This window comes from Halopiger thermotolerans (assembly GCF_054654555.1).
The window spans coordinates 1107691-1133918 of sequence record NZ_BAAIEU010000004.1; the positions used below are offsets into that span (position 1 = coordinate 1107691).

At 67.3% G+C, this 26228-nt stretch carries 29 protein-coding genes; 13 read left to right on the forward strand and 16 right to left on the reverse strand.

Features of this window, described 5'->3' with window-relative positions; genetic code table 11:
• Nucleotides 1-3: 3 nt before the first annotated feature.
• Both ACYQ26_RS13110 and ACYQ26_RS13115 read right to left on the reverse strand, forming a co-directional pair.
• Entirely contained in the window at nucleotides 4-315 is a 312-nt protein-coding gene (locus ACYQ26_RS13110; RefSeq protein WP_459809346.1) for a hypothetical protein, read from the reverse strand.
• 140 nt (nucleotides 316-455) lie between these two features.
• Nucleotides 456-1280 carry a hypothetical protein gene (locus ACYQ26_RS13115; protein ID WP_459809347.1) on the reverse strand — a complete coding sequence of 275 codons (825 nt, stop codon included), beginning with the start codon at nucleotides 1278-1280 and terminating at the stop codon, nucleotides 456-458.
• Nucleotides 1281-1421: 141 nt separating this feature from the next.
• Between ACYQ26_RS13115 and purD the strand changes: the two genes are divergently transcribed.
• Nucleotides 1422-2714, forward strand: coding sequence for a phosphoribosylamine--glycine ligase (gene purD, locus ACYQ26_RS13120; protein WP_459809348.1), 1293 nt, complete (start codon nucleotides 1422-1424; stop codon nucleotides 2712-2714).
• A 60-nt stretch (nucleotides 2715-2774) separates the two neighbouring features.
• Here the strand turns inward: purD and ACYQ26_RS13125 are convergent, their stop codons facing one another.
• The 7 genes from ACYQ26_RS13125 to ACYQ26_RS13155 form a co-directional block, all read right to left on the reverse strand.
• On the reverse strand, nucleotides 2775-3131 hold the full coding sequence (locus ACYQ26_RS13125; RefSeq protein WP_459809349.1) for a hypothetical protein: 357 nt from the start codon (nucleotides 3129-3131) through the stop codon (nucleotides 2775-2777).
• Nucleotides 3132-3207: 76 nt separating this feature from the next.
• A complete protein-coding gene (locus ACYQ26_RS13130) occupies nucleotides 3208-4572 on the reverse strand; it encodes an aminotransferase class III-fold pyridoxal phosphate-dependent enzyme (protein WP_459809350.1) in 1365 nt (454 codons plus the stop codon).
• Nucleotides 4573-4703: 131 nt separating this feature from the next.
• A complete protein-coding gene (locus ACYQ26_RS13135; RefSeq protein WP_459809351.1) occupies nucleotides 4704-5996 on the reverse strand; it encodes an MgtC/SapB family protein in 1293 nt (430 codons plus the stop codon).
• 111 nt (nucleotides 5997-6107) lie between these two features.
• A complete protein-coding gene (locus ACYQ26_RS13140; RefSeq protein WP_459809352.1) occupies nucleotides 6108-6374 on the reverse strand; it encodes a zinc ribbon domain-containing protein in 267 nt (88 codons plus the stop codon).
• A 7-nt stretch (nucleotides 6375-6381) separates the two neighbouring features.
• On the reverse strand, nucleotides 6382-6657 hold the full coding sequence (locus ACYQ26_RS13145; RefSeq protein WP_459809353.1) for a PadR family transcriptional regulator: 276 nt from the start codon (nucleotides 6655-6657) through the stop codon (nucleotides 6382-6384).
• A gap of 443 nt (nucleotides 6658-7100) precedes the next feature.
• Nucleotides 7101-7247, reverse strand: coding sequence for a hypothetical protein (locus ACYQ26_RS13150; protein ID WP_013880625.1), 147 nt, complete (start codon nucleotides 7245-7247; stop codon nucleotides 7101-7103).
• A 162-nt stretch (nucleotides 7248-7409) separates the two neighbouring features.
• Nucleotides 7410-8147 carry a hypothetical protein gene (locus ACYQ26_RS13155; protein ID WP_459809354.1) on the reverse strand — a complete coding sequence of 246 codons (738 nt, stop codon included), beginning with the start codon at nucleotides 8145-8147 and terminating at the stop codon, nucleotides 7410-7412.
• 245 nt (nucleotides 8148-8392) lie between these two features.
• Between ACYQ26_RS13155 and ACYQ26_RS13160 the strand changes: the two genes are divergently transcribed.
• A complete protein-coding gene (locus tag ACYQ26_RS13160) occupies nucleotides 8393-9124 on the forward strand; it encodes a DUF7117 family protein (protein ID WP_459809355.1) in 732 nt (243 codons plus the stop codon).
• A gap of 43 nt (nucleotides 9125-9167) precedes the next feature.
• On the opposite strand, the gene folD is transcribed toward ACYQ26_RS13160, so the two are convergent.
• Nucleotides 9168-10091, reverse strand: a complete 924-nt coding sequence (folD, locus tag ACYQ26_RS13165; RefSeq protein ID WP_459809356.1) for a bifunctional methylenetetrahydrofolate dehydrogenase/methenyltetrahydrofolate cyclohydrolase FolD — start codon at nucleotides 10089-10091, stop codon at nucleotides 9168-9170.
• A 191-nt stretch (nucleotides 10092-10282) separates the two neighbouring features.
• Nucleotides 10283-11248: a hypothetical protein gene (locus ACYQ26_RS13170; protein WP_459809357.1), complete on the reverse strand. Its 966-nt coding sequence runs from the start codon at nucleotides 11246-11248 to the stop codon at nucleotides 10283-10285.
• A 149-nt stretch (nucleotides 11249-11397) separates the two neighbouring features.
• Between ACYQ26_RS13170 and ACYQ26_RS13175 the strand changes: the two genes are divergently transcribed.
• Nucleotides 11398-12093 carry a class I SAM-dependent methyltransferase gene (locus tag ACYQ26_RS13175; RefSeq protein WP_459809358.1) on the forward strand — a complete coding sequence of 232 codons (696 nt, stop codon included), beginning with the start codon at nucleotides 11398-11400 and terminating at the stop codon, nucleotides 12091-12093.
• A 55-nt stretch (nucleotides 12094-12148) separates the two neighbouring features.
• Here ACYQ26_RS13175 and glyA read toward each other — a convergent pair whose 3' ends face one another.
• A complete protein-coding gene (glyA, locus tag ACYQ26_RS13180; protein ID WP_459809359.1) occupies nucleotides 12149-13396 on the reverse strand; it encodes a serine hydroxymethyltransferase in 1248 nt (415 codons plus the stop codon).
• A 174-nt stretch (nucleotides 13397-13570) separates the two neighbouring features.
• On the opposite strand from glyA, the gene ACYQ26_RS13185 reads away from it, so the two are divergent.
• On the forward strand, nucleotides 13571-15952 hold the full coding sequence (locus ACYQ26_RS13185; RefSeq protein WP_459809360.1) for a hypothetical protein: 2382 nt from the start codon (nucleotides 13571-13573) through the stop codon (nucleotides 15950-15952).
• Nucleotides 15953-15958: 6 nt separating this feature from the next.
• Here ACYQ26_RS13185 and ACYQ26_RS13190 read toward each other — a convergent pair whose 3' ends face one another.
• A complete protein-coding gene (locus ACYQ26_RS13190; protein ID WP_459809361.1) occupies nucleotides 15959-16090 on the reverse strand; it encodes a hypothetical protein in 132 nt (43 codons plus the stop codon).
• 245 nt (nucleotides 16091-16335) lie between these two features.
• Here ACYQ26_RS13190 and tbsP point away from each other — a divergent pair, with 245 nt between their 5' ends.
• The 6 genes from tbsP to ACYQ26_RS13220 all read left to right on the forward strand — a co-directional run bounded on the left by tbsP (nucleotide 16336) and on the right by ACYQ26_RS13220 (nucleotide 21051).
• Nucleotides 16336-17154 carry a transcriptional regulator TbsP gene (tbsP, locus tag ACYQ26_RS13195; protein ID WP_459809362.1) on the forward strand — a complete coding sequence of 273 codons (819 nt, stop codon included), beginning with the start codon at nucleotides 16336-16338 and terminating at the stop codon, nucleotides 17152-17154.
• Between the two features lie 313 nt (nucleotides 17155-17467).
• Entirely contained in the window at nucleotides 17468-18172 is a 705-nt protein-coding gene (locus ACYQ26_RS13200; protein WP_459809363.1) for an RNase P subunit p30 family protein, read from the forward strand.
• The gene (locus ACYQ26_RS13205) at nucleotides 18156-18797 is read left to right on the forward strand and encodes a class I SAM-dependent methyltransferase (RefSeq protein ID WP_459809364.1); all 642 of its coding nucleotides are present in this window, start codon (nucleotides 18156-18158) and stop codon (nucleotides 18795-18797) included. Before ACYQ26_RS13200 ends, ACYQ26_RS13205 begins: the two co-directional genes overlap by 17 nt.
• Nucleotides 18794-19291: an Rpp14/Pop5 family protein gene (locus ACYQ26_RS13210; protein ID WP_459809365.1), complete on the forward strand. Its 498-nt coding sequence runs from the start codon at nucleotides 18794-18796 to the stop codon at nucleotides 19289-19291. Before ACYQ26_RS13205 ends, ACYQ26_RS13210 begins: the two co-directional genes overlap by 4 nt.
• A gap of 4 nt (nucleotides 19292-19295) precedes the next feature.
• Entirely contained in the window at nucleotides 19296-20054 is a 759-nt protein-coding gene (psmA, locus tag ACYQ26_RS13215) for an archaeal proteasome endopeptidase complex subunit alpha (protein ID WP_459809366.1), read from the forward strand.
• Between the two features lie 271 nt (nucleotides 20055-20325).
• Nucleotides 20326-21051: a ribosome assembly factor SBDS gene (locus tag ACYQ26_RS13220; RefSeq protein ID WP_459809367.1), complete on the forward strand. Its 726-nt coding sequence runs from the start codon at nucleotides 20326-20328 to the stop codon at nucleotides 21049-21051.
• 64 nt (nucleotides 21052-21115) lie between these two features.
• Here the strand turns inward: ACYQ26_RS13220 and ACYQ26_RS13225 are convergent, their stop codons facing one another.
• A complete protein-coding gene (locus ACYQ26_RS13225; protein ID WP_459809368.1) occupies nucleotides 21116-21430 on the reverse strand; it encodes an FUN14 domain-containing protein in 315 nt (104 codons plus the stop codon).
• A 440-nt stretch (nucleotides 21431-21870) separates the two neighbouring features.
• Between ACYQ26_RS13225 and hflX the strand changes: the two genes are divergently transcribed.
• The 3 genes from hflX to ACYQ26_RS13240 all read left to right on the forward strand — a co-directional run bounded on the left by hflX (nucleotide 21871) and on the right by ACYQ26_RS13240 (nucleotide 24761).
• Nucleotides 21871-23172 (forward strand): GTPase HflX, encoded by a 1302-nt coding sequence (hflX, locus tag ACYQ26_RS13230; protein ID WP_459809369.1) that lies wholly within the window; start codon nucleotides 21871-21873, stop codon nucleotides 23170-23172.
• A 72-nt stretch (nucleotides 23173-23244) separates the two neighbouring features.
• Nucleotides 23245-24402, forward strand: coding sequence for a thiolase family protein (locus ACYQ26_RS13235; RefSeq protein ID WP_459809370.1), 1158 nt, complete (start codon nucleotides 23245-23247; stop codon nucleotides 24400-24402).
• Nucleotides 24399-24761, forward strand: coding sequence for a nucleic acid-binding protein (locus ACYQ26_RS13240; protein ID WP_459809371.1), 363 nt, complete (start codon nucleotides 24399-24401; stop codon nucleotides 24759-24761). Before ACYQ26_RS13235 ends, ACYQ26_RS13240 begins: the two co-directional genes overlap by 4 nt.
• A gap of 34 nt (nucleotides 24762-24795) precedes the next feature.
• On the opposite strand, the gene ACYQ26_RS13245 is transcribed toward ACYQ26_RS13240, so the two are convergent.
• Both ACYQ26_RS13245 and ACYQ26_RS13250 read right to left on the reverse strand, forming a co-directional pair.
• On the reverse strand, nucleotides 24796-25071 hold the full coding sequence (locus ACYQ26_RS13245; protein WP_459809372.1) for a hypothetical protein: 276 nt from the start codon (nucleotides 25069-25071) through the stop codon (nucleotides 24796-24798).
• A 234-nt stretch (nucleotides 25072-25305) separates the two neighbouring features.
• Nucleotides 25306-26139 carry a DUF7547 family protein gene (locus ACYQ26_RS13250; protein ID WP_459809373.1) on the reverse strand — a complete coding sequence of 278 codons (834 nt, stop codon included), beginning with the start codon at nucleotides 26137-26139 and terminating at the stop codon, nucleotides 25306-25308.
• Nucleotides 26140-26228: the final 89 nt, after the last annotated feature.

A 26228-nucleotide genomic window follows, 5' to 3' on the forward strand; every position in this document is an offset into this window, starting at 1 on the left:
GTGTCACAGTCGGAAGGATTCGGACGAGTTCTGCAGCGGCCAGATCTCGTACAGCCCGCGGCAGAACAGGACCAGAAATCCGAACAGCAACGCGACCGCGAGACCGACGCCGAGGAGACGAGGCACCGGAACGAGCGTTCCCTCGGAAAGGGCGAGCATGAGGTTGGACCCGGCCCAGCAGCAAAACGCCGGAACAACGTATCGCCGGCTCCGGTTCGGTTCGGTGACTCTCGAGAGGACCGCAATTAGAAGCAGGCCGAATACCGGGATGGCGAAATCGATGACGTTCGATACGCCGCCGAACCACTCGAGCATTGACGACAACCGGTAGCGAAAGTGTCATAATTCTTCTGCAGGCTCGAGCGTCACCCTTCCGACTCGTTTTGGCGGCGACCGACTCGGTGATCAAGACGCGCTGTTCGTTGCAGACGAGACGACGTTTCCAAGTCCCACTATCAGTCCGTGTCCGCTTCCGAGATGGCACAGACCGCCGCGTCCCGGCCCTCGAGCGCAGTCGCCTCCCCCTCGAGCCAGTACGTGAAGTCGTAGGCGGCGCTGCCGCCGGAGCCGTGGACGACGGCGACCTTCCCGGTTCGCTCGTCGCCGCTGCAGTCCGCGGCGTCGACGCCGTCGGGGAATGCGAACGGCGCGTACGTCGTCTCGAAGGTTCGCGTCGCGTCGGCGGGAACGACGAGATCCGTTCTCGAGGGCGAGAGACGCTGATTCCCGTCGACGCCGACGACGCCCGGGCCGCGGTCGAACGACGACCGGTCGAACGCGTCGGCCTGCGGATCGACCGTCGGATTCGGCACGTCGCCGTAGACGGCGACGAAGCGGACGAGCAGCGGGGCGGTGCCTTGATTCTCGATCGCGAGTCGCGCGCGGCCATCGGGAAGCGGTTCGACATCGGGCACGAACGCGTGGACCTGGCCGCCGACGCGCAGGGTGGCGATGCCGTCCGCCGTCTCGGCTCGGACGCGAAGCGATGGGGAGAGCCGCGTCTCGAGGCGCTCCGGGAGGACGATCCGAAAGCGGACGGATCGATCGGGATCATCGATCGTCTCGTACTCGTCGTCGCGGGAGGGATCGAAAAGGGCGACCTCGCGCACGTCGACGTCGTCCCGGAACTCGACGACGAGGTCCCCGCCGTCGAACCGCGACGTCGCGAAAACGGCGTCCGAATCGAGCTCTGCCGCGGTGAGCGGGAGCGAGTCCGCGCAGCCGGCCGTCAGGAGGGCGCCCCCGGCTGCGAGGGTCTGGAGGAACGGGCGGCGGTTCATACGTATGACAGTTCGGTCGGGACGTATATATTTTCTATCTCCTCGCTCCAGTCGAGCACGCCGCTAGAGTAACCACAATCGTGCATACTTCCACTCGAGAAAAGAGCAACGCTTACAGGTTCGTGCGTTCCGCTAGCGACCATGCGAGAGAACGTGCTCCTGATCGGCGGCGGCGGCCGCGAACACGCCATCGCCCGTGCGCTCGAGGATAGCGAGGCCGACCTCTACGCCTGTGCGGGCAACCGAAACCCCGGTATCGCCGCGATCGCGACCGACTTCGAGACGCTCGAGACGACTGACCCGAAGGCCGTCGTCGAGTACGCCGAGGACGTCGACGCGACGATCGCCGTCATCGGCCCCGAATCGCCCCTCGAGGCCGGCGTCGCCGACGAACTCGAGGGCGCCGGCGTCTACGCCTTCGGACCGAAGGAGGCCGACGCCCGCATCGAGACGGACAAGGCCTTCCAGCGTCGGTTCATGCAGGAGAACGACGTTCCGGGCTGTCCCGATTTCGAGACCTTCGACGACATGGAGGCGGCCTGTGAGTTCATCGACGAGTACGACGGCGACCTCGCGATCAAGCCCGCCGGCCTCACGGGCGGCAAGGGCGTGAAGGTGATCGGCGATCAGGTCACCGCCGAGGAGGGCAAGGAGTACATCCGCGAGTCCGAGTACGACCGGATCGTCTTAGAGGAACGGTTGATCGGAGAGGAGTTCACCGTTCAGGCCTTCGTCGCCAACGGCGAGTTCCGGACCGCGCCGGCGGTGCAGGACCACAAGCGCGCCTACGAGGGCGACGAGGGGCCGAACACCGGCGGCATGGGCAGCTACTCCGACGCGACGACGCACCTCCCGTTCATGACCGAGGACGACTACGAGGAGGCCGTCTCGATCATCGAGGCGACCGTCGACGCCCTCGAGGACTACCGCGGGATCCTCTACGGCCAGTTCATGCTGACCAGCGAGGGGCCGAAAGTCGTCGAGTTCAACGCCCGCTTCGGCGATCCCGAGGCGATGAACACCTTACCCGTGCTGGAGACCGACTTCCTCGAGGTGCTGACGGCCGCTCGAGACGGCGAGGAACTGCCCGAACTCGACTTTGCCGAGCAGGCGACGGTCTGCAAGTACGCCGTCCCCGAGGGCTACCCGACGGACCCCGAGGCGGGAGCGAAGATCAAGGTGGACGAGGAAAGCGCCGGGGATGCGCTGCTGTACTACGCCAGCGTCGACGAGCGCGACGACGGCATCTACACGACCACCTCGCGCGCCTTCGCCGTCGTCGGCCTCGCCGATTCGATCACCGAGGCCGAGGAGATCGCCGAGGACGCCCTCGCGGTCGCCGGCGATGAGGGACTGCACATGCGCCACGACATCGGCAAGCCCGACCTCGTCCAGCGGCGGATCGACCACATGAACGAACTTCGCGGCGAGTAAGTCGCGGTCCGCAGGGCGCTCGAGTCGCGTCCGAAAACCAAAACGGTAGGAACAGCGATTCTACGCCTGTCCTTCGTTTCCGTCGTCGGTGAGCTCGTCCGTTTCCTCGGAGACCGACGACTGGACGTCGTCCGTGTCGACCGGCGTGTTCAGTTCGTCCTGGTTGATCGCGTCGTCGAGCGTCTGGGTATCGGTCACCGCCTGCAGCCCGTCCTCCTCGACCGCCGATTTGATCGACCCGGCGTCGATCGCCGAATCGAGCGTCGCGTCGTCGGCGTTCGTCTGCGATTTGAGCGCGCGGCGGACGGCGACGTAGCCCACCAGCACGAGCCCGCCCGAGGCGATCGCCCCCGGAATCCCGTAGCGTTTGTACCCGAACTTCACCGCTTTCTTGCCGACAGTAAATGCGCCGATCATTGTGTCTCGACTTCGTTCGGACGCGGAAAGAGGCTGGGGCTTTCGTACGACGATGCGCGGTGGGTCCCTCGTGGGGCTAGCGGTCGAACGCTGGTGCGACGTCCGCGGCCGCTTCCCGCAGTAACCGCACGCCGAGGTCGATCTCGCGCTCGGTGACGTCCAACGGCGGGAGCAGGCGCAGCGTCTTGTACCCGCAGCCCAGCGTCAGGAACCCGCGCTCGAAGGCCGCCTCGAGGACGGCGTCGCGGCGCGCCTTGGTATCGAACTCGACGGCGAGCATGAGCCCGCGGCCGCGGACGTCGACGGCGCCGGGGAGGTCCCCGTCCTCGATGGCGTCCTCGAGTCCTCCGCGCAGTTGCCGGCCCCGGTCGCGGACGTTCGCGAGCAGGTTCTGCTCGTGGATGACGTCCATCGTCAGCGCGCCCTGCATCGAGGCGATGACGTCGCCCGCGCCCCACGTCGAGGAGAGGCGGCCCTTCTGCTCGGGGAAGACGTCCGAGCGGGAGATCGTCGCGCCGACGCGCAGTCCCTTCCCCGCCGTGATGACGTCCGGCGTGAGATCGAGGTGGTCGACGGCCCACAGTTCGCCGGTCCGGCCCAGCCCGGACTGGATCTCGTCGACGACGACGTTGAGGTCGTAGCGCTCCCGAAGAGCCTCGAGATCGCGGGCGAACTCGTCGTGGGCGACGCGGTAGCCGCCCTCGCCCTGGATCGGCTCGAGGATGAGGAAGGCGACCTCGTCGGGATCGATCACGCCCTGTTCGGGGTGGAGTTTGTCGGCGACGACGTTGCCGCCGGGGCCGTCGGTGCGCCACCGGGTCTCGTAGGCCTCCTCGCTTCCGGGGTAGGGAACGCTGACGACGCCCGGCACTTCGGGGTAGCCCCGACGGTGGACCGTCTTCGAGCGGTTGAGCGAGAGCGCGCCCAGCGTCCGGCCGTGGAACGCGCCCTCGAAGGTGAACGCGCGGTGGCCGCCCGCAGCGTAGCAGATCTTGATCCCGTTCTCGACGGCCTCCGCGCCGGAGTTCGAGAGGAACACCCGATCCATGTCGTAGTGGTCCGTCGCGGCAACGAGCCGGTCCATCAGCTGCGATGGGCCGGGAAGCTCCGCGTCGGCCGGGGGTTCGCTGCCGTCGGTGCTCACGTAGAAGTCCTGGCCGGCGATCTTCAGCGGATCGACGAGGTCGAATTCCTCGAGTTTCTCGCGGACGGCCGGGTTGTTGTATCCCAGCGGCGCGGCGGCCACGTGGCTCGTGAAGTCCAGCAAAACGTTGCCGTCGACGTCGGTGCAGAAGGGGCCGATCGCCTCGCGACTCGTATCCCAGACGAACTCGTAGACGTAGGTGCTCGGCGCGGCGAACTCGTGGTGGTAGTCGACCCACCGCTGCGCTCGCTCGCCGGGGAGCGCCTCGACCCGCGGTTCGACCGTCTCTCTGTCCATGGCGTTCGTTTACCGGGGAGAAAGTAAAGGGATACGACCTCGCGGCGCCGTTCGTCGTGGCCGGCGGGCCGACGGGCCGGCAAGGCGGCGGCGCTCCGATCGGCGGACGGCGCGGCACCCGATCCCCGACCTTAGACGACGAAGACGACCGACGCCAGCGCGCCGCCGAGCAACAGCGCGGCACTGTAGGTCGCGACCTGATTGCGGAACCCGTGGTTCGACGAGGTCGCCGCCAGCATCGCCTTCACGACGATGCTCGAGACCGTCGCGAGCAGGATGGCGATCGTCGCCTCGGCAGCCGCCAGTTGGCCCCCGCGGTAGAGGACGACCGCCGATGTGGTCGCGCCGGCGCTCGAGACGAAGCCGCTGGCGACGGCCGTCGCGTAGAACCCGAGCGTCCCGAAGGAACTCTCGGCCACCGACCCGAACACGAGCACGACGAGGAAGACCGCGCCGAACGCGAGCGCGTTTTTCAGGGAGAAGGGACTCTCGAGTTCCATCTCGCCGGACTGGCCCCAGTCGGCGGTCAGGGCCGCGATGGCGAACGCGATCAGGATGACGGCTCCCAGCGGGACGATCGCCTCGACGAGGACGTCGTTGGGGCCGCCGACGGTGAACCCGACCGCGATCGCGAGGTTGCGCGCGGCCATCGCGGCGTTGGCCAGCAGGATGGCGGCGACGGCGTAGGAGGCGGCGTCGGGCCGCTGGCGGACGTGATCGAGCATCGTCCCGACGACGGCTGTCGAGGAGGCGAGGCCGCCGAAGAAGCCGGTGACGGCGATGCCACGGCCGCCGTAGGTCGAGACGATCGCGTAGTTGGCGATCCCGATCCCCGCGACCGCCACGACCATGAGCCAGATGACCGTCGGCTCGAGTTCGATCGTGGTGACGCCGAGATCGAGCGAGTACGTGGACGGCAGCAGCGGGTAGATGACGAACGCGAGGATCGCGAACTCGGTCGTCGAGCGCATCTCCTCGCGGGAGAGTCCCCAGGCGAACTCGTGGAGTTCGCGCTTCAGGACCAACAGTAGCGACGAGACCACGGCGACGGTCACGCCCTCGATGATGTACTGTGCGGCGACGAGCGCGCCGACGCCGTAGGCGACGAGCATCGAGACCGAGGTCGTCAGCGAGAGCCCCGCGTCCTCGTCGCCGAGCAAGCCCTGTACCGCCAGCAGGACGCCCTGGACGATCACCAGGAACCCGCCCAGGACGAGCAGTCCCTCGCCGACGGCGGTCTCGAGCGAGAGGATCGTAAAGACCGCGGCGAGCAGGCTGATCAGCGAGAACGTCCGGATGCCGGCGGACTTCTGCGACCACTCGCGCTCGAGACCGAGGAACATCCCGAGCGCGCCGGCCAGCGCGATCCGGACGACCGTCTCCTCGAGCGGCGGCTCGGCGAGTTGCAGCGGAACCTCGTTCACTCGCGAACATTCGCTCCGGCCGCACATAAGCGACGCGCCGGCGGTGAATTCTCGACCTCCATCGAACTCGCGGGAGACGGTTCGAGAACGGTGGGCCCGATGTCGATCGCGTTACTCGCTGAGACCGTCTCCGCGCAACCGCGATCCGTCGCGGGGACAGTACTCGTAGTTCGGATCGGACGTCTGGAACCCACAGTCGGGACACCGCCGCACCGCTCGAGCGTCGGCTTCGGACCGGCGGCCGCGACCGAGGAGGAACGGGACGAACGGCAGGAACAGAAACAGCAGTACCGTATCGAGGTAGATCCAGGCGGCGGCGCTGACGAGTAGGCTGACGGCGAGACCGGCGAGCGCAGTGAGCGTTCGCGACGAAACCACGTTCAGCTTAGAGGTCGACGTACTGGGATTCCCAGTCCCGGCGCGCCTCGAGTTCGCGCCGGCCGCGGCGCGTGAGCGTGTAGAAGTTCGTCCGGCGGTCGCGCCGTCCCTTCTCGACGAGGCCCTTGTCGACGAGCGTATCGAGGTTCGGGTAGAGCCGGCCGTGGTGAATCTCCTTCTCGTAGTACTCTTCGAGTTCTTCCTTGATGGCCAGTCCGTGGGGTTCGTCCTCGCCAGCGATGACGTAGAGCAGGTCTCGCTGGAATCCTGTCAAGTCGTACATTGGGAAAGTCCTAGGCTCACTTACTGTCGAATTTTAATAAGGCTATCGGGTCGTTACGAATGAAACGGAACGATACCCGGCGTATTCCGGAGAGAGAGCGTCGTTTCGAATGATAATCGCCGTGACTGATTTCCCCAGGCGACACGTATAACGTTCGCTTCATGTTTACAGTACAGTGTGTTCGTTTCGGTATAGTTATACGAGTGGAGCGATACGGCGGCGGCTCGAGCGGTGTCGATCAGAACATAGAACGAAGCCGTCGCTCGGACGTGTAGTAAACAGGAAAGCAAATCGCGTGACGGGAAAAACGTCACGCGATCGCTTGCCGCCCTGAATTGGTCCCCGCTGACGCTTCGGCCCTCCAAGCGAAGCGTCACCTGAAAGGATTCGCCGGTAAAACTTAAATGTAACGGAATAGGACGCAGCCATGATAGGTCACGGAATCACATGTGTTCTTCCTCGAGAACCCACCCGAGCGCCCGCTTGTAGTAGGTGAACATCTGCTCGACGCCGTCGTGGCGCATCTCGTCGCTCTCGAGGTGTTCCGTGAGGAACTCGTACTGTTCGCGGATTTCTTCCTCGTCGCGCATACGGATCGCTACCGGCGGCAACACCAAAATAGTGGGGCGCGACGTCTCGGCGAGCGGTCGAACACCGGTCTGTCACCGCGACGGTACCGGACTCGAGCGAGCGGTCTCGAGTCGTGAGCGGCCGCGGGTGACGTCGGGGATCGAAGGCGAGCCGCGAGCGAGTTACATCTCCGTCGTGTTCTCCTCGCTTTCGTTGCCGTCGGTCATGTTTCCGTCAGTCTCGTTGCCGCCCGCGCCGCCGGTCGCACCCTCGCCGAGGGTCAGCGTGAGCTCCTCGTCGGATCCGTCGATCGTAACCTCGTCTTCGGTCTGCTGGCCCTCGTGTTCGGCGGTGACGGTGTAGTCGCCGTTCTCGAGGTTCTCGAACTCGGCTTCGCCGTTTTCGCCCGTCTCCTCCTCCCAGGTCTGATCGGTGCCGCCGGCCATTCCGTCGGTCTCGTTACCGGCAGTCTCGTTGCCGTCGGTTTCATTGCTGTCGGTTGCGTTACCGGCGGTTTCGTTGAGACCAGTTTCGTTATCGTCGGTCTCGTTGCCGTCGGTTTCGTTGCTGTCGGTTGCGTTACCGGCGGTCTCGTTACCCATCCCGTCGTCCATCATACCGCCGGCGCCGTCGCCCTCGACCGTGACGGTAGCGCCTTCGACGGGTTCGCCCTGATCGTCCTCGACGGTGACCGTCAGCGCGTACGTCTCGGTGTCGGTTTCGTTGCCGGTCTCGTTGTCCTCGGTCTCGTTCCCGTCGCCGAGGTCGGTTTCGTTGCCGGTCCCGTCTTCCGTCTCGTTGCCTCCGTCGGTACCGTTCGCGCCGTTTCCGCCGCCGTCGGTACAGCCGGCCAGTACGAGCGCGCTTGTTGTACCTGCGGCGGCGACGAACGTGCGTCGGTTTAGTCTTCGATGGGACATATCTCCGGATAGAACGTTCCAGTTGGTTTCAGTGCGGCCTGCAACTGCCGTCCGTTAATCACCTATTGAACGTCGTCCCCCCACCTGTGACCGTCAGCGCCGCTGTACCGTCCGTTTCCGAAAACCGTCATCGGATCGAACACTCCGTACGGGGAGACACTCCGCGACGAAAAACGAGTCATTGAGCCGAGAGCGGCCGGCGTCGCTCCGGAGGGACTTTTGGGACGCCAGCCCTAGACCGGCCTATGAAGATCAGGGGCGAACGCGAGTGCAAGGAGTGCGGGACTCGCTGGTCGTACTACGAGACCGGCAGCATCGGCTGCCCCGCCTGCGGCAGCATCCGCAGCGTCGGGGTCGACGAGCGGACCGAACACACCGACCTGCAGGTCGCCTTCGATCTCACGGCGGTCCGCAGCGACGTCGACGACGTCCCGATCGACGACCTCGCGGAGCGCGCGCAGGAACACTGCCGGGACTACGTCCGCCGTCGCGGGTTCGTCAACGCCGGCCGGCTTCGCGACCTCGACGACACCTACCTCGCCGCGACCGAACTGCTCCACGTCGCCGACATCGTCGGACGAGAGATCCAACTCGAGGAGCGCGAGGAGCTGTACTTCCTCTCGCTGTTGCGCGACGCCGACGACGGCGAGCGCCCGCCCGTCGAGGAGGTCCCGACGACGCTCCGGACGGCCCGCGGACTCGCCTACGCGAACGCCGTCCGCGAGTACCGCCGCGACGTCCGGACCTGGCTCGACGAGCGGGATCGAGCCCTCACCACGAGCGAGCGCACCGCACTCGAGACGCTCGGCGAGCACGTCAAGCGGATCCGCATGCTCGACGGCGACGTCGAGCCCCGAACCGCCGAGCAACTGATCGACGCGACCCGCGACCTGGCCAACGGCCTTCGGGGCGACGAGCTGGCGTTCAGTCGCGCACAGGATCGACTCGAGGGGCTCGAGTTCACGGCGGGCGAGTAACAGAACCGGGGACTTCGAGAGAAACGGGACCTTCAGCAGCGTTTCAGGGCAGGTCGACGTCGACGCCCGCCTGCAGGCTCGCGGCCTTGACCGTGTTGTAGAGCAACATCGCGCGGGTCATCGGGCCGACGCCGCCGGGGACGGGCGTGATCGCGCTCGCCTTTTCCTTGGCGCTCTCGAATTCGACGTCGCCGACGAGCTCGTACCCTTTCTCGTTGTCGGCGTCGACGCGGTTGACGCCCACGTCGATCACGACCGCGCCCTCGCCGATCATCGAGCCGTCGACCAGTTCCGGGGCGCCCGCGGCGGCGACGACGATATCGGCGCTGCGGGTCTTCTTGGCGAGGTCCTCGGTACGCGAGTGACAGACCGTCACCGTCGCGTTGCCGTCTTCGGCCTTCTGGATCAGCAGGTTGGCGAGCGGCTTGCCGACGATATCGGAGCGGCCGACGATCGTCACGTCCTTGCCCTCGGTGTCGACGTCGGCAGCCTCGAGCAGTTTCTGGACGCCGTGAGGGGTGCAGGGACGGAACCGGGCGTCGCCGGCGACCAGCCGGCCGACGTTCTCGGGGTGGAAGCCGTCGACGTCCTTCGCGGGGTCGACCCGGCGGATGACCTCGCGGTAGTCGACGTGGTCCGGGACGGGCGCCTGGACGATGTAGCCGTGGACGTCGTCGTCCTCGTTGAGGTCCGCGATCTCGTCGTACAGCCGTTCCGGCGGAGCGTCGCCGTCGACGTCGACGTGGTAGCTCTCGATGCCGACCTCCTCGCAGTCCCGCTGTTTCATGTTCACGTAGGTCTCGCTGGCGGGGTCGTCGCCCATCAGCACCGTCGCCAGCCCCGGCCGCGCGCCCGCGTCGGCGAGCGTCTCGATGGCGTCGGTCAGGTCGTCGCGAATCTCGCTCGCGACGGCGTTGCCGTCGATGATCTCGGTCTCGGTCTCGGTCTCGGTCGCGGTCTCAGTCATACTCGAGACGGCGGCCGCGAGGCTCATTAACTCTCGGATTCGTGCGCAGAACGAGGGGCAGAACGGCCGATAGTATGCACGTATGTGCCCACATCAGCCGGACGTCGCCGGTCGAGACCGCTCGCTCGTGTCGGTTCCGATCGGTCGACCGGATCGCGACCATCGCGAATGCGACCCCGGCTCGCCGGTTCTCAGTCCCGGTTTCGATCCAGGTCCCGGTCCTCCGTCCCCGGCTCCGAAATCTCCCACTCGGCGGTGTCGCGCGCGTCGGTTACGGCGACGGCGTACTCCCCGAGGAGGTCGGCGTAGTCGTCGGTCCCGGCCTCCGCGACTAGCCGTTCGGCCTGTCGTTCGTGGACCGCCTTCGCGACCGCGAGCGCGTCGGGATCGACGTCGACGTCGCGCTCCTCGAGCGCCGGCGCCAGCCGCTCCGTCCAGGCGTCGTCGGGGAGCAGGCAGACGGCCCGATGGTCGACCGACAGCGGCGGCTTCCCGGCGACGTGATCCGCCGTCCCGACGAGGTCGTGGGTCTCGAGGGCCTCGAGGAGGCCGACGACGTCGGCCTCGGGAACGTCGGTTGGCGCGTCGGCCATCGCGTCGTCGAACGCGAGCGGATCGATCGGCGCGTCCATCGTCTCGGGCCGGGGCGTCGGGTCGCCCTCGCGTTCGCGTTCGATGGTCTCCTCGGCGACGGGATCGCTGTCGTCCGGCGTCTCCGGGAGCGGTTCGGCGCGGTACGGTTCGCCGTCGTCGAATCGGACCGGGACGAGGCCGATCGTCTCCGCGGCCGTGATCGCGTCGAACAGCAGCGGGCGGGCGGGGTCGTACGCCTCGAGGTCGATCCCTAACCCTTCGGGCGGTTCGGCTCGGACCAGCGGGTCAGGGACGGGCGCGACGACCTCGCCGCCCTCCTCGAGCAGCTGGCGCGGGTAAGGCGCGTCGGCGGTCTGCTCGTCCGGAATCGCGCTGCAGACGAGCATCGGCTGGTCCTCGTACTCGTCGACGTCCCAGTCGATCCGGTCGCCGGCCGCGGCGTCCATGAACTCGGCGACCGGCGTGAGCTCGAGCGCCAGTTCCGAGGCCGCCGACTCGTCGGTGTCCCGCAGCGCGAGCAACCGATCGTCGTCGAGGATGGTACCGGTCGGGCGCGTGGACATAGCGGCGGTACGGCCGGTCGGGCCAAAAGCCGCGTGCCGGCGAGTGACAGGGACGGACGGGCTCGAGGACGCCCTCGCACGGTCGAACCGCGGCGGACGGTACCGCACTTCGCCACGGTTTTATCGACTTCGGCCGCGTGGCGCGGCGTATGGCGGATCCGCTCGGTCGCGCCGTCCGCGACCACTACCGCGGCGAGCGCTCGGAACCGCTGCTCGATCGCGACGGCGACGAGGTGCGCGAACACCGCATCGAGGAGTGGTACTTCGGCGACCACGAGGAAGACGCGTGGCGAGACCGGTGGATCGAGGGGCCGCTGCTCGATATGGGCGCCGGCGCGGGGCGGGACGCGCTGTACTATCAGGAGCGGTTCGAGACCGTCGCGCTCGAGGTCAGCGACCGCCTCGTCGAGACGATGCGCGATCGGGGCGTCGAGGACGCCCGCCGCGGGGACATGTTCGCGCTCCGCGAGGGGTTCGACCGCGACCGGTTCCGGTCGGCCCACGCGATCGGCACACAGGTCGGACTGGCCGGTTCGATGGCCGGCGTCCGGGAGTTCCTCGCGGACCTCGCGCACGTGACGACGCCGGACGCGACCGCCGTCCTCGACAACTACGCGCCCGAACTCGAGGCCACGAGCGGTGCCTTCGGCTACCGCGCGGATCCGACGCCGGGACTCGCCTACCGGGTCTACCACCTCGTCTACGAGGGCGACGTCGGCCGGACGCTGCTCTTTCGGCTCTTCAGCGTCGATCGGCTCCGCGAGGCGACGATCGGCACGCCCTGGGAGGTCGTCGCGACCACGTACGGCGACGTGCAGTGGCGCGCGGCGCTCGAGAAGCGGTGAGAACGAAAGCGGAGAAATACGAGGTGGCAGTCGATCCGGGATTTTCAGCCGCGGATTACTCGTACAGCGGGTTCTCCTCGCAGAGCTGTTCGACTTCCTCGCGGACCTCGGCGATGACCTCGTCGTCCTCGAGGTTGTCGATCACGCGGGCGATGAGGTCACCGACCTTGCGGCAGTCGTCCTCGTCGAAGCCGCGGGTCGTCAGCGCCGGCGTGCCGGCGCGGATGCCGCTCGGGTCGAACGGCGAGCGCGTCTCGCCGGGCACCGTGTTCCCGTTGAGAACGATGCCGGCCTCCTCTAAGGCCTCCTCGGCGTCGCCGCCGGACGTGTCGGGGTGGCTCTCGCGCAGGTCGACCAGCACGAGGTGGTTGTCGGTGCCGCCCGAGACCAGCGAGAAGCCGTGGTCGGAGAGCGACTCGCCCAGGGCCTTCGCGTTCGCGACCGTCTGCTCGGCGTAGTCCTCGAACTCGGGCTGGAGCGCTTCCTTGAAGCCGACTGCCTTGCCGGCAATGTTGTGCATCAGCGGGCCGCCCTGACCGCCGGGGAAGACCGCCGAGTCGATGTCGTCGGCGTACTCCTCGTCGCACATGACGATGCCGCCCCGGCCGGCGCGGATCGTCTTGTGGGTCGAGCCGGTGACGAAGTCGGCGACGCCGACCGGCGAGGGGTGGACGCCCGCCGCCACGAGCCCGGTGATGTGAGCGATGTCCGCGAGGTGGTAGGCGTCGACCGAGTCCGCGACCTCCTGAATGCGCTCCCACTCGATCTCGCGCGGGTACGCGGAGTAGCCCGAGACGATGATGTCGGGCTCGAACTCCGCGGCGTGCTCGGCGAGGCTCTCGTAGTCGATGTAGCCCGTTTCGGGGTCGACCTCGTACTGCTCGACCTCGTACAGTTGGCCCGTGAAGTTCGCGGGGTGGCCGTGGCTCAGGTGGCCGCCGTGGTTGAGATCCAGCGACAGGATCTTGTCGCCGGGCTCGAGCATCGCGAAGTAGACGGCCTGGTTGGCCTGCGTGCCGGCGTGGGGTTGGACGTTGACGTGTTCGGCGCCGAACAGCTCCGTCGCGCGCTCTATGGCGAGTTCCTCGACTTCGTCGGCGAACTCGCAGCCGCCGTAGTAGCGCTCGCCGGGGTAGCCCTCGGCGTACTTGTTCGTCAGGGCGCTCCCCTGGGCGTCAATGACGGCCTCGCTGGCGTGGTTCTCGCTGGCGATCATCTGCAGCGTCGACCGCTGGCGGTCGACCTCGTTCTCGAGCGCGTCGGCGACGTCGGGATCGACCTCCCGAACGTGGTCGTGTTCCATGTGCGTTGTGCGAACTGGAGACGGCATAAGTGTACCTTTTCAGCCGATTCGGGCGGCGCGGGACGAGTATCGAAAGGCCGGCACTCGAACTCGATCGATTACCACGACCGATACCGATAAGTAACGGTAAGCGTCAGTAAGACTAACTGAACGGGGTGACATGTAGCCGCGTACATGATCGAGTGGGAATTAGATCCCGGGACGCTCCGCGTCCGCGACGTGGACAACGCGACGGTGGCCGTTCGCGGCGAGTTCACCGTCGCCGACGAGGCGGTCGAGATTCCTCGACCGATCGACGAGAGCGTCGCGGTGACCGCGAGCGAACTCCGGTTCCCACACGCCGTCTGCTACGCCTTCGCGCTCGAGGGCGACGACCGGTACGAACTCGATCCGAGCAGCGGGCCGGTCGTCCTCCCGCCCGGCGAGTACGTCGTCGACATCGACGCCGAAATCAAGGTCTACCTCCAGTTCTGCGGCCGGGCGCGGATCGAACAGACCGCCGATTTCGAGTCGATCGTCGTCTCCTTCCCCGAGCGAACGCGGATCGCGCTCGGCTTCCGAAGCCGGAACGAACTGCCGGTCGGCTCGATCACGGTCCCGGACCGACCCGCGGCGATCGCCGAAGCGATCACCCACCTCGGCGCCGCCCACCGAACCGACGGCCCCGACCGGACGTATCCGACGCTGCGGGGCCACCCGCCGCTGCTCGAGCCTGGCGACGAACTCTCGATTCCGGACTGCCTGCGGGCGGACGTCCCCGAGACGGGCATCGAACTCGCCGTGCCGCCGCGGTACGAACCGCTGTACGTGACCGCGCCGCTTTCCTACTACCTGCAGGCGTCGGTCCACGTCACCGACGCGCTCGAGGGTCCGAACCGTCCCGACGGCGCTCGGCTTCGACTGCCCGACCGGGGAATCGAGAAGCGACTCGGCGCAATGCCGGTCCTCGAGAGCGACGTCGAGCGCCTGCTCCGGAAGACGTTCTTCCTGGACTGTCTGGTCCGCAACGCGGGTCCGTACGGCACCGCTCTCCGCGAATGCGGCGTCCTCGACGCGCTCGGCCTCGAGAGCGAGACGCTGTACGAGGCGCCGCCGGACGAACGTCTCGCAGCGTACCTCGAGGTCCCCTTTGAGGCGATCGAACACCGGCTCCCCGAGTGGCACCTCGCGACGTACGTCTGCCCGACCTACGACAGCCTCGAGACGCTGCCGTTCCTGCTCGATCGAATGAGCCTGATCTACCGGCCCCGAACCACCGAACTCGAGGGGAAAGAACTCGTCGAACGCTCGCTCGAGGAGTTCTATCGCGGTCGCGACGGCGGCGTTTCGGGGACCGAAACCGCGAGGGGTAACGAGACTGCGACCGGCACCGCGCACGCAACCGGGGCCGAGAACGGAAACGGAAACCGAAACGGAGCCGACGCCCACTCCTCCGCGGGACGGGACCCCGAATTCCGGTCCGACCGCCGCGCGGGCGGCGAGACCAGGGCCAGCACCGGGCGGGTTGCCTCCGTCGACATCGTCAAACCGGAGCTCCGACACGGCCGAACGCACGGCTGGCTCGCCGAGGGGGCTCCGATCGACGTGTTCAAATCCGCCCCCGAAGCCTACCGCAACCGGCTCGACTACCTCGAGGGGACGGGCGACGGCGAGTCGACGTCGATCCGCGTCGTCCTCAACGATCCCGAGATGGCCGGCGAACACGACGACGTCGCGGCGATCTACCGTCGCCGCGCCCGGGAACGGTCGACGGAGATGGACGTTACCGTCGAGGAGTCGCTCTCGACGGCCGAACTCGCCCGCCTGCTCGAGTCGGAGAACGACTTCGTCCACTACATCGGCCACTGCGAGACCTGCGGCCTGTGCTGTCCCGATGGGTCGCTCTCGGTCTCGTCGCTCGATCGCTGCCGAACGCAGACGTTCTTCCTGAACGCCTGCGGCTCCTTCTACGAGGGGACGACGCTGATCGAGAAGGGCAGCGTCGCCGGCGCGGTCACGTTCACGAAGGTGCTCAACGACCACGCGGTCAAGGTCGGCTCGGCGTTCGCTACCTTTCTCGTCCACGGGTTCAGCATCGAGCGCGCCATGCGCCTCGCCCGGCGGCGGATCATGATGGGGAAAGACTACGCGGTCGTCGGCGACGGCACTCACTCGCTCGCGCAGGGGACCAACCCGTTCCCGACGACGATCACCGTCGAACCGCTCACCGACGGCCAGCGCGAACGCGCACGCTCGCGCCCTCGAGGGCGAGGCCGCGGGCGAGGGGGAGGGGCGAAATCGCGGTCGGCGTCGGCCGCGCGCTCGAACTCGAGACCGAGAGACGGCGAGGGCGCCACCCGATATCTGGTGACGTTCGACTGCTACTCGACGCGGACGACCGGATCGTACTACGTGCCCCACGCTGAGGCCGAGTCCGCGACGCTGTGTGGCAACGAGTCGAACTTCGTCCTCTCGGCCGCCGAACTGGCGACCCTGCTCGAAAATACGGACGCGGCCGTCATCTACGACGGCGACGTGTACTGGTCGCGGGAACTGTGCGCACGATTCCGCGGCTGACGGTCGCTACGGACCGCCGTAGGTGCTGACTCCTTTCGACTGTGCGGGCGGGACGACGTTCGGGTCGCCCGTTCGAACGCGGGGGAACTGGTCGGCAAGCGATCGAGGGACCAATCGTTGCGTATCGCGATCACCCATACGGTCGTGTGGTCACACACGGCCCACATAACAGTTATTGTGTTGATATATTTGTGTACAATAGATAATAGCGATCCACAATCGCCATCAGTGACGGGGAACGCCGTCGGACGATTGCCGCATACTGTAATCTGACCAACGGAAGACCGGACAAAAATTACCGTCAGACGAGCCAACAGCAAAGTTATCGCGTGCAAATGGCCACCAAAATTAAGTAGCGAACATCCGTTTACTTCTGTAGAGTGATGACCTCGAATTTACTCAACCACCAGATTGACGATATCCTCGAGTCCATCCTGACGGACGCGAGTGGGGACATTTACCTTGTCAATCCGTCCCGGGATGCCATCGAGGAGTTCGTCGGCGTCGCGACCGACTTCGACGGCACGTTACCGACGGTGCACATGCTCGCCGACGAGCGCACGCTGAAGGAAGTGATGGACGACTTCATCGTCGCCTCGAACGCGGCCGACCTCATCAGCGAGGACGCCCTCGCCCTGCGGACGCTCGAGGAGGCGCCCGAAAACTCGCTCGTCATCACCGAGGATCGGATCGTCGCGATCGTCCACGCCGGCGACCGCGTCGGCGGGCTCGTCACGGACGACGAGAGCTTCGTCGAGGACACCTACGCCGCCTACGCCGAGCGCTGGGACGAGGCCTCGACGTACAACCTCCGCACGCCGCCGATCTCGGACGTCCGGGAGACACTGGCCGACGAGATCGGTCCCGACGCCGAGGCCGACTTCACCGCGATCCTCGACTCGCTCGAGACGGCCCGCGGCGACGGCGACGGGCTCGACGAGGTCACTATCTCGCTGCTGGTCGCCGCGAAGAACGAGGCGCTGCTGTACGACATCAGCAAATGGGGGGAGGACGTCGGCATCGCCTCGAAGGCGACGTTCAGCCGGACGAAGACCAAACTCGAGGACATGGGCCTGATCGACACCGAGAAGGTGCCGATCGACGTCGGCCGCCCGCGCCTGCGCCTGAAGATCGGCGACGAGCGCCTGCAGGAAGCCGACAACGGGCAGTTGGCGACGGTGGCGCAGTCGATTCTCAACTAACAACCTTTTACGCTGCGTTTGTTTCGCGCCGGCGGCAGCATCGCTGCCGCACGGCGCGTCGGCACTCGGTAAAAGGTTGATCAAAAGCACTCCTCCTTCCGTTCCGAACGCGTAGCGTTCTCCACATCAGTCGTCGGCCCGCTCGCTCACTTCGTTCGCTCGCGGTGAGTTACGGGTGATCGCCTGCCCTCCCCCGAGTCGTCCGTCTCTCGCAATGCTCGAGACGGACTCCCGGCCGAACGATCTGGGGGCCAGTGGTTCAGCAGCGTCGGATGACGCAAACCCCAAGTCCCAGCCGCGAGAGGGCACGCGTATGTACGAGGCCGTCCGCGCCCACCCCGACGGACAGAGTACGGTCGCCAGGTTCGCCCACGCGGCGGCCGACTACGGCTTCGAGGGCGTGGTCGTTCGCAACTCGTCCGGTACTCGAGCCGACTACGACCCCGACCGGATCCGCGAGGAGTACGGGGTCGACGTCGTTTCGGGCGTCGAAATTCGGGCCGACGATCCCCAGCAAGCAAGCGGCGCGGTCGGCAACTACCGGACCGACGAGACCATCGTCACCGTCGCGGGCGGCACGCCGGCGCTGAACCGCTTCGCCGTCGAGAACGAGAAGGTCGACGTGCTCGCGCGGCCGATGGCCGACGAGGGCGACGTCAACCACGTCCTCGCGAAGGCCGCCGTCGAGAACGGCGTGCGCCTCGAGTTCGACCTCGCGCCGGTACTGCGGACCCACGGCGGCCGCCGGGTCCGCGAGTTGCAGGCGCTGCGGAAACTCGCCGAGATCGTCGACTACTACGACGCGCCCTACGTCGTGAGCGCCGGTCCGTCCTCGCACCTCGAGTTGCGGGCGCCCCGCGAACTGGCGGCGCTGGGCGACCAGATCGGCCTCTCGAGGGAGTTCGTCGAGGAGGGGCTCGCCGAGTGGGGGCGGCTCGCCGAGCGAAATCGTCGCATCCAGTCCGAGTCGTTCATTGAGCCCGGGGTCGAACGGGGCAGGTATGAAGAAGGATCTTGAGGACCACGCCGCCCGGTTCGACGAGAAGGCCGGCGAGTACGACGACTCGAAGTCCGACGAGTACCGGGCCTGCGCGAACCTCGTGATCGAACACGCCGCCCCCGAGCCGTCCGACGTCGTCCTCGATCTCGGCACGGGAACCGGCGCCATCGCGCTCCCGCTGGCCGAGGACGCCGACCGCGTCGTCGGCCGCGACATCAGCGAGGGCATGATGGAAGAAGCCCGGCGGAAGGCCGACGAACGGGGCCTCGAAAACGTCGCGTTCGACTACGGCACCTTCCGCGAGCCCGAGTACGACGGCGAGGTCGATATCGTCACCTCGAACTTCGCGATGCACCACCTCTCGGACGACGAGAAGCGCGAGGCGATCGACGCGATCGCCGCCCTCGAGCCGCGCAAGTTCGTCCTCGGCGACGTCATGTTCTTCGGCGAGCCCGATCCCGAGGAGCCGTTTTACTCGCCCGAGGTCGACGATCCGGCGACGGTCGGCGTCCTCGCGGACGCTTTCACGGACGCGGGCTTCTCGCTTTCGGCCGTCGAGCGCGTCCACGATCAGGTCGGGGTGCTCGTCGCCGAGCGGACGCCGGACGTCGAGGCGGACGCCGACCGATCAAGCGACGAATGAAACACCTCCCGAAACACCTCCGGCCCCGGTGGCGCTACCTCGCCGTGGAACTCGAGACGTGGCCCGACGAGTCGATCGACCGGCGCGCGTTCCAGCGGGAGGTGTGGTACGCGGGCCAGAACCTGCTGGGCGATCCGGGGAGCGCGGCCGCCGACCTGACCGTCGTCCGCTTCGCGTTCGCGGACGGGATCGGCGAGGCGATTATCAAAGTCCGGCGCGGGGAGACGGAACCGGCCCGCGCGGCGATCGCCTGCATCGACGATATCGACGGCGCTCCCGTCGGAATTCGGGTCCGCGGTATCAGTGGCACGATCCGTGCCGCTGAAGAAAAGTATTTAGGTCGACGCGGGCAAGTTTCCGAGGAGAGAAACGTCGTGTTCGGGAACGAGGAGCGGGTCGCCGTCGTGCGAAACGGAAACGGACTCGCAGACGTGCGACTCGAGGAGTCGTTCGCGGGTGCGACAGACCTCGATTACGATTCAGATTTAGCGTGATACTATGCAGGGACAAGCCCAACAGCAGGCGTACGACCGCGGCATCACGATCTTCTCACCGGACGGTCGACTCTACCAGGTCGAGTACGCCCGTGAGGCGGTCAAGCGAGGAACAGCAAGCATCGGCGTGCGGACCCAGGACGGCGTCGTTCTCGCCGTCGACAAGCGCGTCCCGTCGCCGCTGCTGGAGGACTCGAGCGTCGAGAAGATCCACAAGGCCGACAACCACATCGGCATCGCCAGCGCCGGCCACGTCGCCGACGCGCGCCAGCTGATCGACTTCGCGCGACGGCAGACGCAGGTCAACCAGCTGCGCTACGGCGAGCCGATCGGCGTCGAGACGCTGACCAAGGAAGTCACCGACCACATCCAGCAGTACACCCAGGTCGGCGGCGCCCGCCCGTTCGGCGTCGCGCTGATCGTCGGCGGCATCGAGAACGGCGAACCGCGCCTGTTCGAGACCGACCCGTCGGGCACCCCCTACGAGTGGAAGGCCCTGGCCGTCGGCGCCGACCGCAGCGACCTCCAGGACTACTTAGAGCAGAACTACGACGAGGAAGCCGACCTAGACGGTGGCATCCAGCTCGCGCTGGACGCGCTCGCGTCGGTCAACGACGGCTCCCTGCTCCCGAGCGAAGTCGGGCTGGCGACCGTCGACGTCGAGACGGAGGAATTCGAGCAGTTCGACCAGGACAAGATCGCGACTCACCTCGAAGAGAACGACCTCCTCGGCAGCGAGGAGGAGGAAGAAACCGACGAGTAACGGACCGGACCGCCGGCGTAATCGAGTCCATAATCGAATTCGAATCGGGCGGGAACCGGAATCGCCCGCCGATTCGACCGCGTCGCGACCCCGCTTTTGCGACCGCATCGAAATCGAACCGGACGCGAGCCGCGTTCGGCCCCACCGTTGCGTCCGCTCGGCGACGGGAGACGGGACATCCGTAGCGGCGGCCGGCCGCGTTCTCGCCGGCGAGCCGACACGGCGAACCGTCAGGAAAAGCTCTTTTAGTCGGCCGGAGGTACGTTCTGGTATGATATCACTCGACGAGGCGGTGACGGCGCGACTCGAGTCCCACGGGGCGCGCTTCGAAGTCCTCGTAGATCCGGACGCGGCGCTGGCGATCAAACGCGGCGAGTTCGACGGCGACTTAGAGGACGTCATCGCTGCCGAGGACGTCTTCGAGGACGCCTCGCGGGGCGACCGGCCGGCTGAGAACGACCTCGAGAAGGTCTTCGACACGACCGATCCCCTCGAGATCATCCCCGAGGTGATCAAGGAAGGGGAGATCCAGATCACGGCCGAGCAGCGCCGCGAGATGCAGGAACAGAAGCGCCGGCAACTGATCGACACCATCACGCGCAACGCGGTCAATCCGCAGATGGACAACGCGCCCCATCCGCCCGAGCGCATCGAGAACGCCCTAGAGGAGGCCGGCTTCACGGTCGATCCGATGGAGCCGGTCGAGAGCCAGGTCGACGACGCCTTGGACGCGTTGCGGCCGGTCATCCCGATCCGGTTCGAGGAGGTGACGGTCGCCGTGCAGGTGCCCGCCGAGCACGCGGGCAGCGCGCAGGCGAAGATCCGACAGTTCGGCGACCTCGAGCGCGAGGAGTGGCAGTCCGACGGCTCGTGGATCGGCGTGCTCACGTTCCCCGCGGGGCTGCAAAACGAGTTCTACGACGTCGTCAACGAGCACACCAGCGGCGAAGCGGAGACGGAGATCATCAAGGACAAGGACGACATCAAGACGCGGTAGCGGGACGGGAGGCGTCTCGAGGCCGTCGGCTGACTCCGTCTCACAACTCGACGACCGTCGGCGGTCACCCGCGGTGAAAGCCGATCAGAAACCCGCTCGCGAATCCGGCGCCGATCGTCAGCGTCGAGAGCACCGACTCGAGCAGGGGAGCCGCCGCCCCGTCGAGCTGCTCCCCGGTGCCGACGAGCCCGGCCGAGAGGCGCTCGTAGTCCACGATGACGATCCCCTGGGACTCGAGGTAGCGAAAGGCCATCAGCTGGATGCCGACTACGATCGCGAGCACCTTCGCGACCCGCTTCGTTCCGAAGCCGACCAGCGCACCGATCGCCAGTCCGCCGCCGAACTCGAGGGCGAGCGTCGCGGGATCGACGTCGATCATCGGCCCGACCATTCGAGTCGGCGGTAATGACTGTTGTGATCGCTTTCCGGTATCACGGTCCCGGGTTTCGATTCGGGCTCGCATCCGCGAGAGCCGGGCGATTTCGGCCGCGGAGGCAGCGCCCGACGGCGGCGGGCGCGGGATTCAAGGCGGTCGGATGCGTACGTGCATCTATGTCACTCGTTCGGTCAACGGAGGTGTTCGACCGGCATCGTTAGCGTGTCGGGGGTCCCGCCGCATCGGTCCCGGCGTCGACTGGCGGGTCCGCGCCCGCGCCGATGTCGGCACCGCGGTCGACCATCCGCGGCTCCCGACCGGCCGTGCAGTCGGCTCGCGACGGGAGACGACGAAACGCCGCCGCTCGGCTCGAGCCTCGTCTCGCGCTCGAGCGAGCGAACCGACGACCCCCGCCCGACTCACGCACGCTCACATCCACTCGCATGAACGCGATCATCGCAAAGCGCGTCGACTCCGGAACGCCAGACACGACCGAGATCCGCGACCTCGCCGAAGCGGCCGGCTACACGGTCGTCGGCGAGATCACCCAGTCCCGGAAGGCCGACCCGGCCCTTCAGATCGGCGAAGGCAAAGCCGAGGAACTCGCCGAGGCAGTCGAGCGAACCGGGGCGACGACCGTCATCTTCGACAACCGGCTCGGCCCCTACCAGACCTACAACCTCGGGCGGATGCTCCCCGAAGGCGCCGAGGTCATCGACCGGTTCACGCTGATCCTCGAGATTTTCGGCCAGCGCGCCCAGACCCGGAAGGCCCAGCTCCAAGTCGAACTGGCCGAACTCCGCTACGAACTGCCCCGCGCCGAGGCCAAGACCAGCCTCGCCAAGCGCGACGAGCACCCCGGCTTCATGGGGCTCGGGGAGTACGACGAGAGCCGCGAACAGGACATCAAGGATCAGATCAGCCGGATCAAGGACGAACTCGAGCGGATCGAGCAGACCGAGGAGCAGCGCCGGGAGCGCCGGCGGGACTCGGGGTTCGATCTGGTCGCGCTCGCGGGCTATACGAACGCCGGCAAGTCGACGCTGCTGCGGCGGCTCGCGGCCGACCTCGACGTCGACGAGAACGAGGGGCTCCATCAGGACCTCGACGCGACGGCCGAGTCGCGGGACAAGCTGTTCACGACGCTGGGGACGACGACCCGCCGCGCGGACATCGAACCCCGCGACGTGCTCGTGACCGACACGGTCGGCTTCATCAGCGACCTGCCCCACTGGCTCGTCGAGTCGTTCAAGTCGACGCTCGACTGGGTCTACCGGGCGGACCTGGTCCTGCTGGTCGTCGACGTCAGCGAAGACATCGACGAGATCCACGAGAAGCTCGTCACCTGTCACGACACCCTCTACGAGCGCAACGAGGCGCCGATCGTGACCGTGTTGAACAAGATCGACAAGGTCGACGACGACGAACTCGCCGAGAAGCGGCGGGCCCTCTCCTCGCTTGCGCCGAACCCGGTCACGGTCAGCGCGCGTGAGGGCACGAACGTCGAGGCGCTGCTCGCGCGCATCGACGACGAACTCCCCGACTGGGAGGAGGAGCGGCTGATGTTGCCGATGACCGACGATACGATGAGTCTGGTCTCGTGGATTCACGACAACGCGAACGTCGACGACGTCACCTACGGCGACGACGACGTCGTCGTCTCCTTCGAGGCCCGTCCCGCGGTAATCTCGCAGGCGCGCTCGCGCGCGAGTGAGTTGCGGACGGCGGCGGCCGAGTCGGCCTGACGCGGCGGCGACCGGCCCGGACCGTCTCCGCGACCCCAACCATATAAATTCCTGACCGAAGTCCAGTAGGATATGGAACGTGTTGCAATCATCGGCTCGTCCATGACCCAGTTCGGGCAGCGGGACGCCTGGATCCTGGACCTCCTTTCGGAGGCCGGGCTCGAGTGTCTCGCGGACGCGGGCGTCGACGCCGCGGACGTCGAACACCTGTACGTCTCGAACATGGCCAGCGGCGAGTTCGAGGGACAGACCGGCGTGATGAACGCCCTCGCACAAGACATCGACGCGGTACCGGCCTACACCCAGCGCGTCGACCAGACCAGCTCCAGCGGCGGCGCGGGGATCTACGCCGCCTGGCAGTCGGTCGCCAGCGGCGCCAGCGACATGACGCTGCTCGTCGGCGGCGAGAAGATGACCCACCGGACGACCGGCGAGGCGACCGACGTCATCGCGTCGCTGACCCACCCCGCCGAGTACAAACACGGCGTGACCCTGCCCTCGTTCGCGGGCCTGACCGCGCGCCACTACTTGGAGCGGTTCGACGCGCCCCGTGAGAGCTTAGCGAAGGTCGCGGTCAAGAACCACAAGAACGGCGTCGACAACCCCAAGGCGCAGTTCCGGAAGGAGGTCGACCTCGAGACGGTGCTCGAGTCGCCGATCGTGGCCGACCCGCTGCGGCTGTACGACTTCTGTCCGATCACGGACGGCTCGGCGGCGCTGATGCTCTGTCCCGAGTCGGTCGCCCAGGAGTACACGGACGACTACGTCGTCATCTCGGGCATCGACGGCGCGACCGACACCCACGTCGTTCACGAGCGCGAGGATCCGACCGTGATGCGCGGCGTCGTCGAGAGCGGCGAGGGCGCCTACGAGATGAGCGGGCGCGGCCCCGACGACATCGACGTCGCGGAGCTCCACGACATGTTCACCATCCTCGAGTTCCTGCAGATGGAGGGGCTGGGCTTCGCCGAGCAGGGCGAGGCCTGGCAGCTCGTCGAGGAGGGCTACACCGAGCGCGACACTGGGGAACTGCCGATCAACACCTCCGGGGGGCTCAAGTCCAAGGGTCACCCGCTGGGCGCCAGCGGCGTCGCGCAGGGCGTCGAGATCTACGAACAGCTCATGGGCGAAGCCGGCCCGCGACAGGTCGAGGCCGACGTCGGCCTCTGCTGTAACGTCGGCGGCTTCGGCAACTGCGTGATCACCACCATCATGGAGGCGGCACGATGACGATGGAAGCGACCCGCTACGAGGACGGTTCGATCAGCTACCCCGGCCACCCGCGCGGCCCCGGCGGCGCGGAGCCGGCGGAAACGATCGACCTCAGCGAGTACACCGCCGAGATCGTGACCTGGACGACGTCGACGGCCACGCCGCCCGGCGTGCGCGAGCCGAACCACCTCGCGATCGTCGAGTTCGACGTGGACGGCGAGTCCGTGCGGGCGATCGGCCAGCTCACGACCGGCGACGTCGAGACCGGCGACGAAGTGCGGCCGGTCCACGTCGACGAACTCCGCGAGCCCGGCGCCGGGATCCGCGAACCCGACAGTCAGGCCTGGGACGGCTACCGGTTCGAGCCCGTCGACTAACGGCCCGGCTCGAGCGACGCGGCCCCGCCGGCCCTCACCTGCGGAACGCGTCTTTGAGCCCGTTCGTGATCCGCTGGAGCAGCGATTCCGCGGACGGTCGCGGCGACGACCGTCGCCGGTCCGCGGTCGCGGATTCCGGTTCCCGGTCCCGCTGCGGTTCGGTTTCCGTTCCGGTCGGCGCCCGATCGGCGGCGCTCGACGACGCGGACGTCTCGCAGTACGGACACGCGTCGTTCTCGTCGGCGTAGTACGGCAGGCCGCAGTCGTCGCAGGTCGTTCGCGCTCGCCGTGTGGCTGGTTCGGTGCTCATGGCCCTCCGAAACGTGTGCAACGATCACTATTAGCATTCCGTCCGTACAGGCTCCGGCCGAAATTGTAATCGACTGTTGGCCGATTCGGGGCGTTCGAGTCCGGATCCCGGGCACCGGTAAAAACGGGACTACTCACTCGGTTCTCGAGGAACATTCGATCGCTCGATACCGCCGCTATCGGGCGATCGCCGGCGCTTCAGCGGGGAAGGCGGTACTGGCTTCGCGACCGCGGATCACGTCGCGCCGGCGTCGGCCCCACTGTCGTCCTCGTCTCCGTCTTCGCCCGTCGAATCGGAGCCCCGGTCGTTCGTCGCGTTGTCGTCGGACTCGTCATCTTCGGCGTCGTCGTCCGCCGCGTACTGATCCTTGAGCGTCTCGAGTTCGGCGTCGACGTCGACGTTCGAGTTCGCGTTTGCGTTTGCGTTCGCGTCCGCGTTCGACGCGGACTCGTCGTCCCCGTCCGTCGCGTTCTCGTCCCGGTTCGTCCCGTCTCCGTCGGGTGCGCCCTCTTCGATGTCGATCTCGACCGCCGACGAGTCCGCGTCGGTCCGCGTCCGGGTCGCGGCGGCGTCACTCGTCGCCTCGCGGAGGCGCGCGTCGACCTCGTCGCGGAGGTCGCGCGCGTCGGCGAGCAGGGATCGCGCCTCGTCGTCGGCCGGCAGCGTCCCCTCCAAGGCCGCCCGCTGGAGTTCGGCGAGCGCGGTATCGAGCCGCTCGAGGGTCGTCTCTCGGAGCCGGTCCGCGCGCTCGCCGCTCGCCGTCGCCGCGTCGGCCGTCCGATCGCGAACGTCCCGCTCCGTCCTGACGAGTTTGAGTCCGCGCTGGAACGCCTCGAGCGCGCGGACGCTCGACTCGAGGACGGTGAGGGCGGCGGGGACCGCGACCTCGTCGGCGAACGCGAGGAGTTCCCGCGGCGTCGGCGGACGGAGCGGCGGTCGCCACCCCCCGCGATCCCGCGCTCGCCCCCGCCCGCCACGTCCCGACTGCTCGAGTTCCCGACGGAGGTCCTCGAGGGTCCGCGTCAGCTCGCGGATGGCGTCCGAAAGCTCGTCGTCCTGATCGGCCATACGAGAGCTACGGCGGCCGGGCTGAAAAGTCGGCCGATTGTCAATCAGTAATCGCGAAGAACGAGAGCGTTGTTAGAAGATCCCTGCAC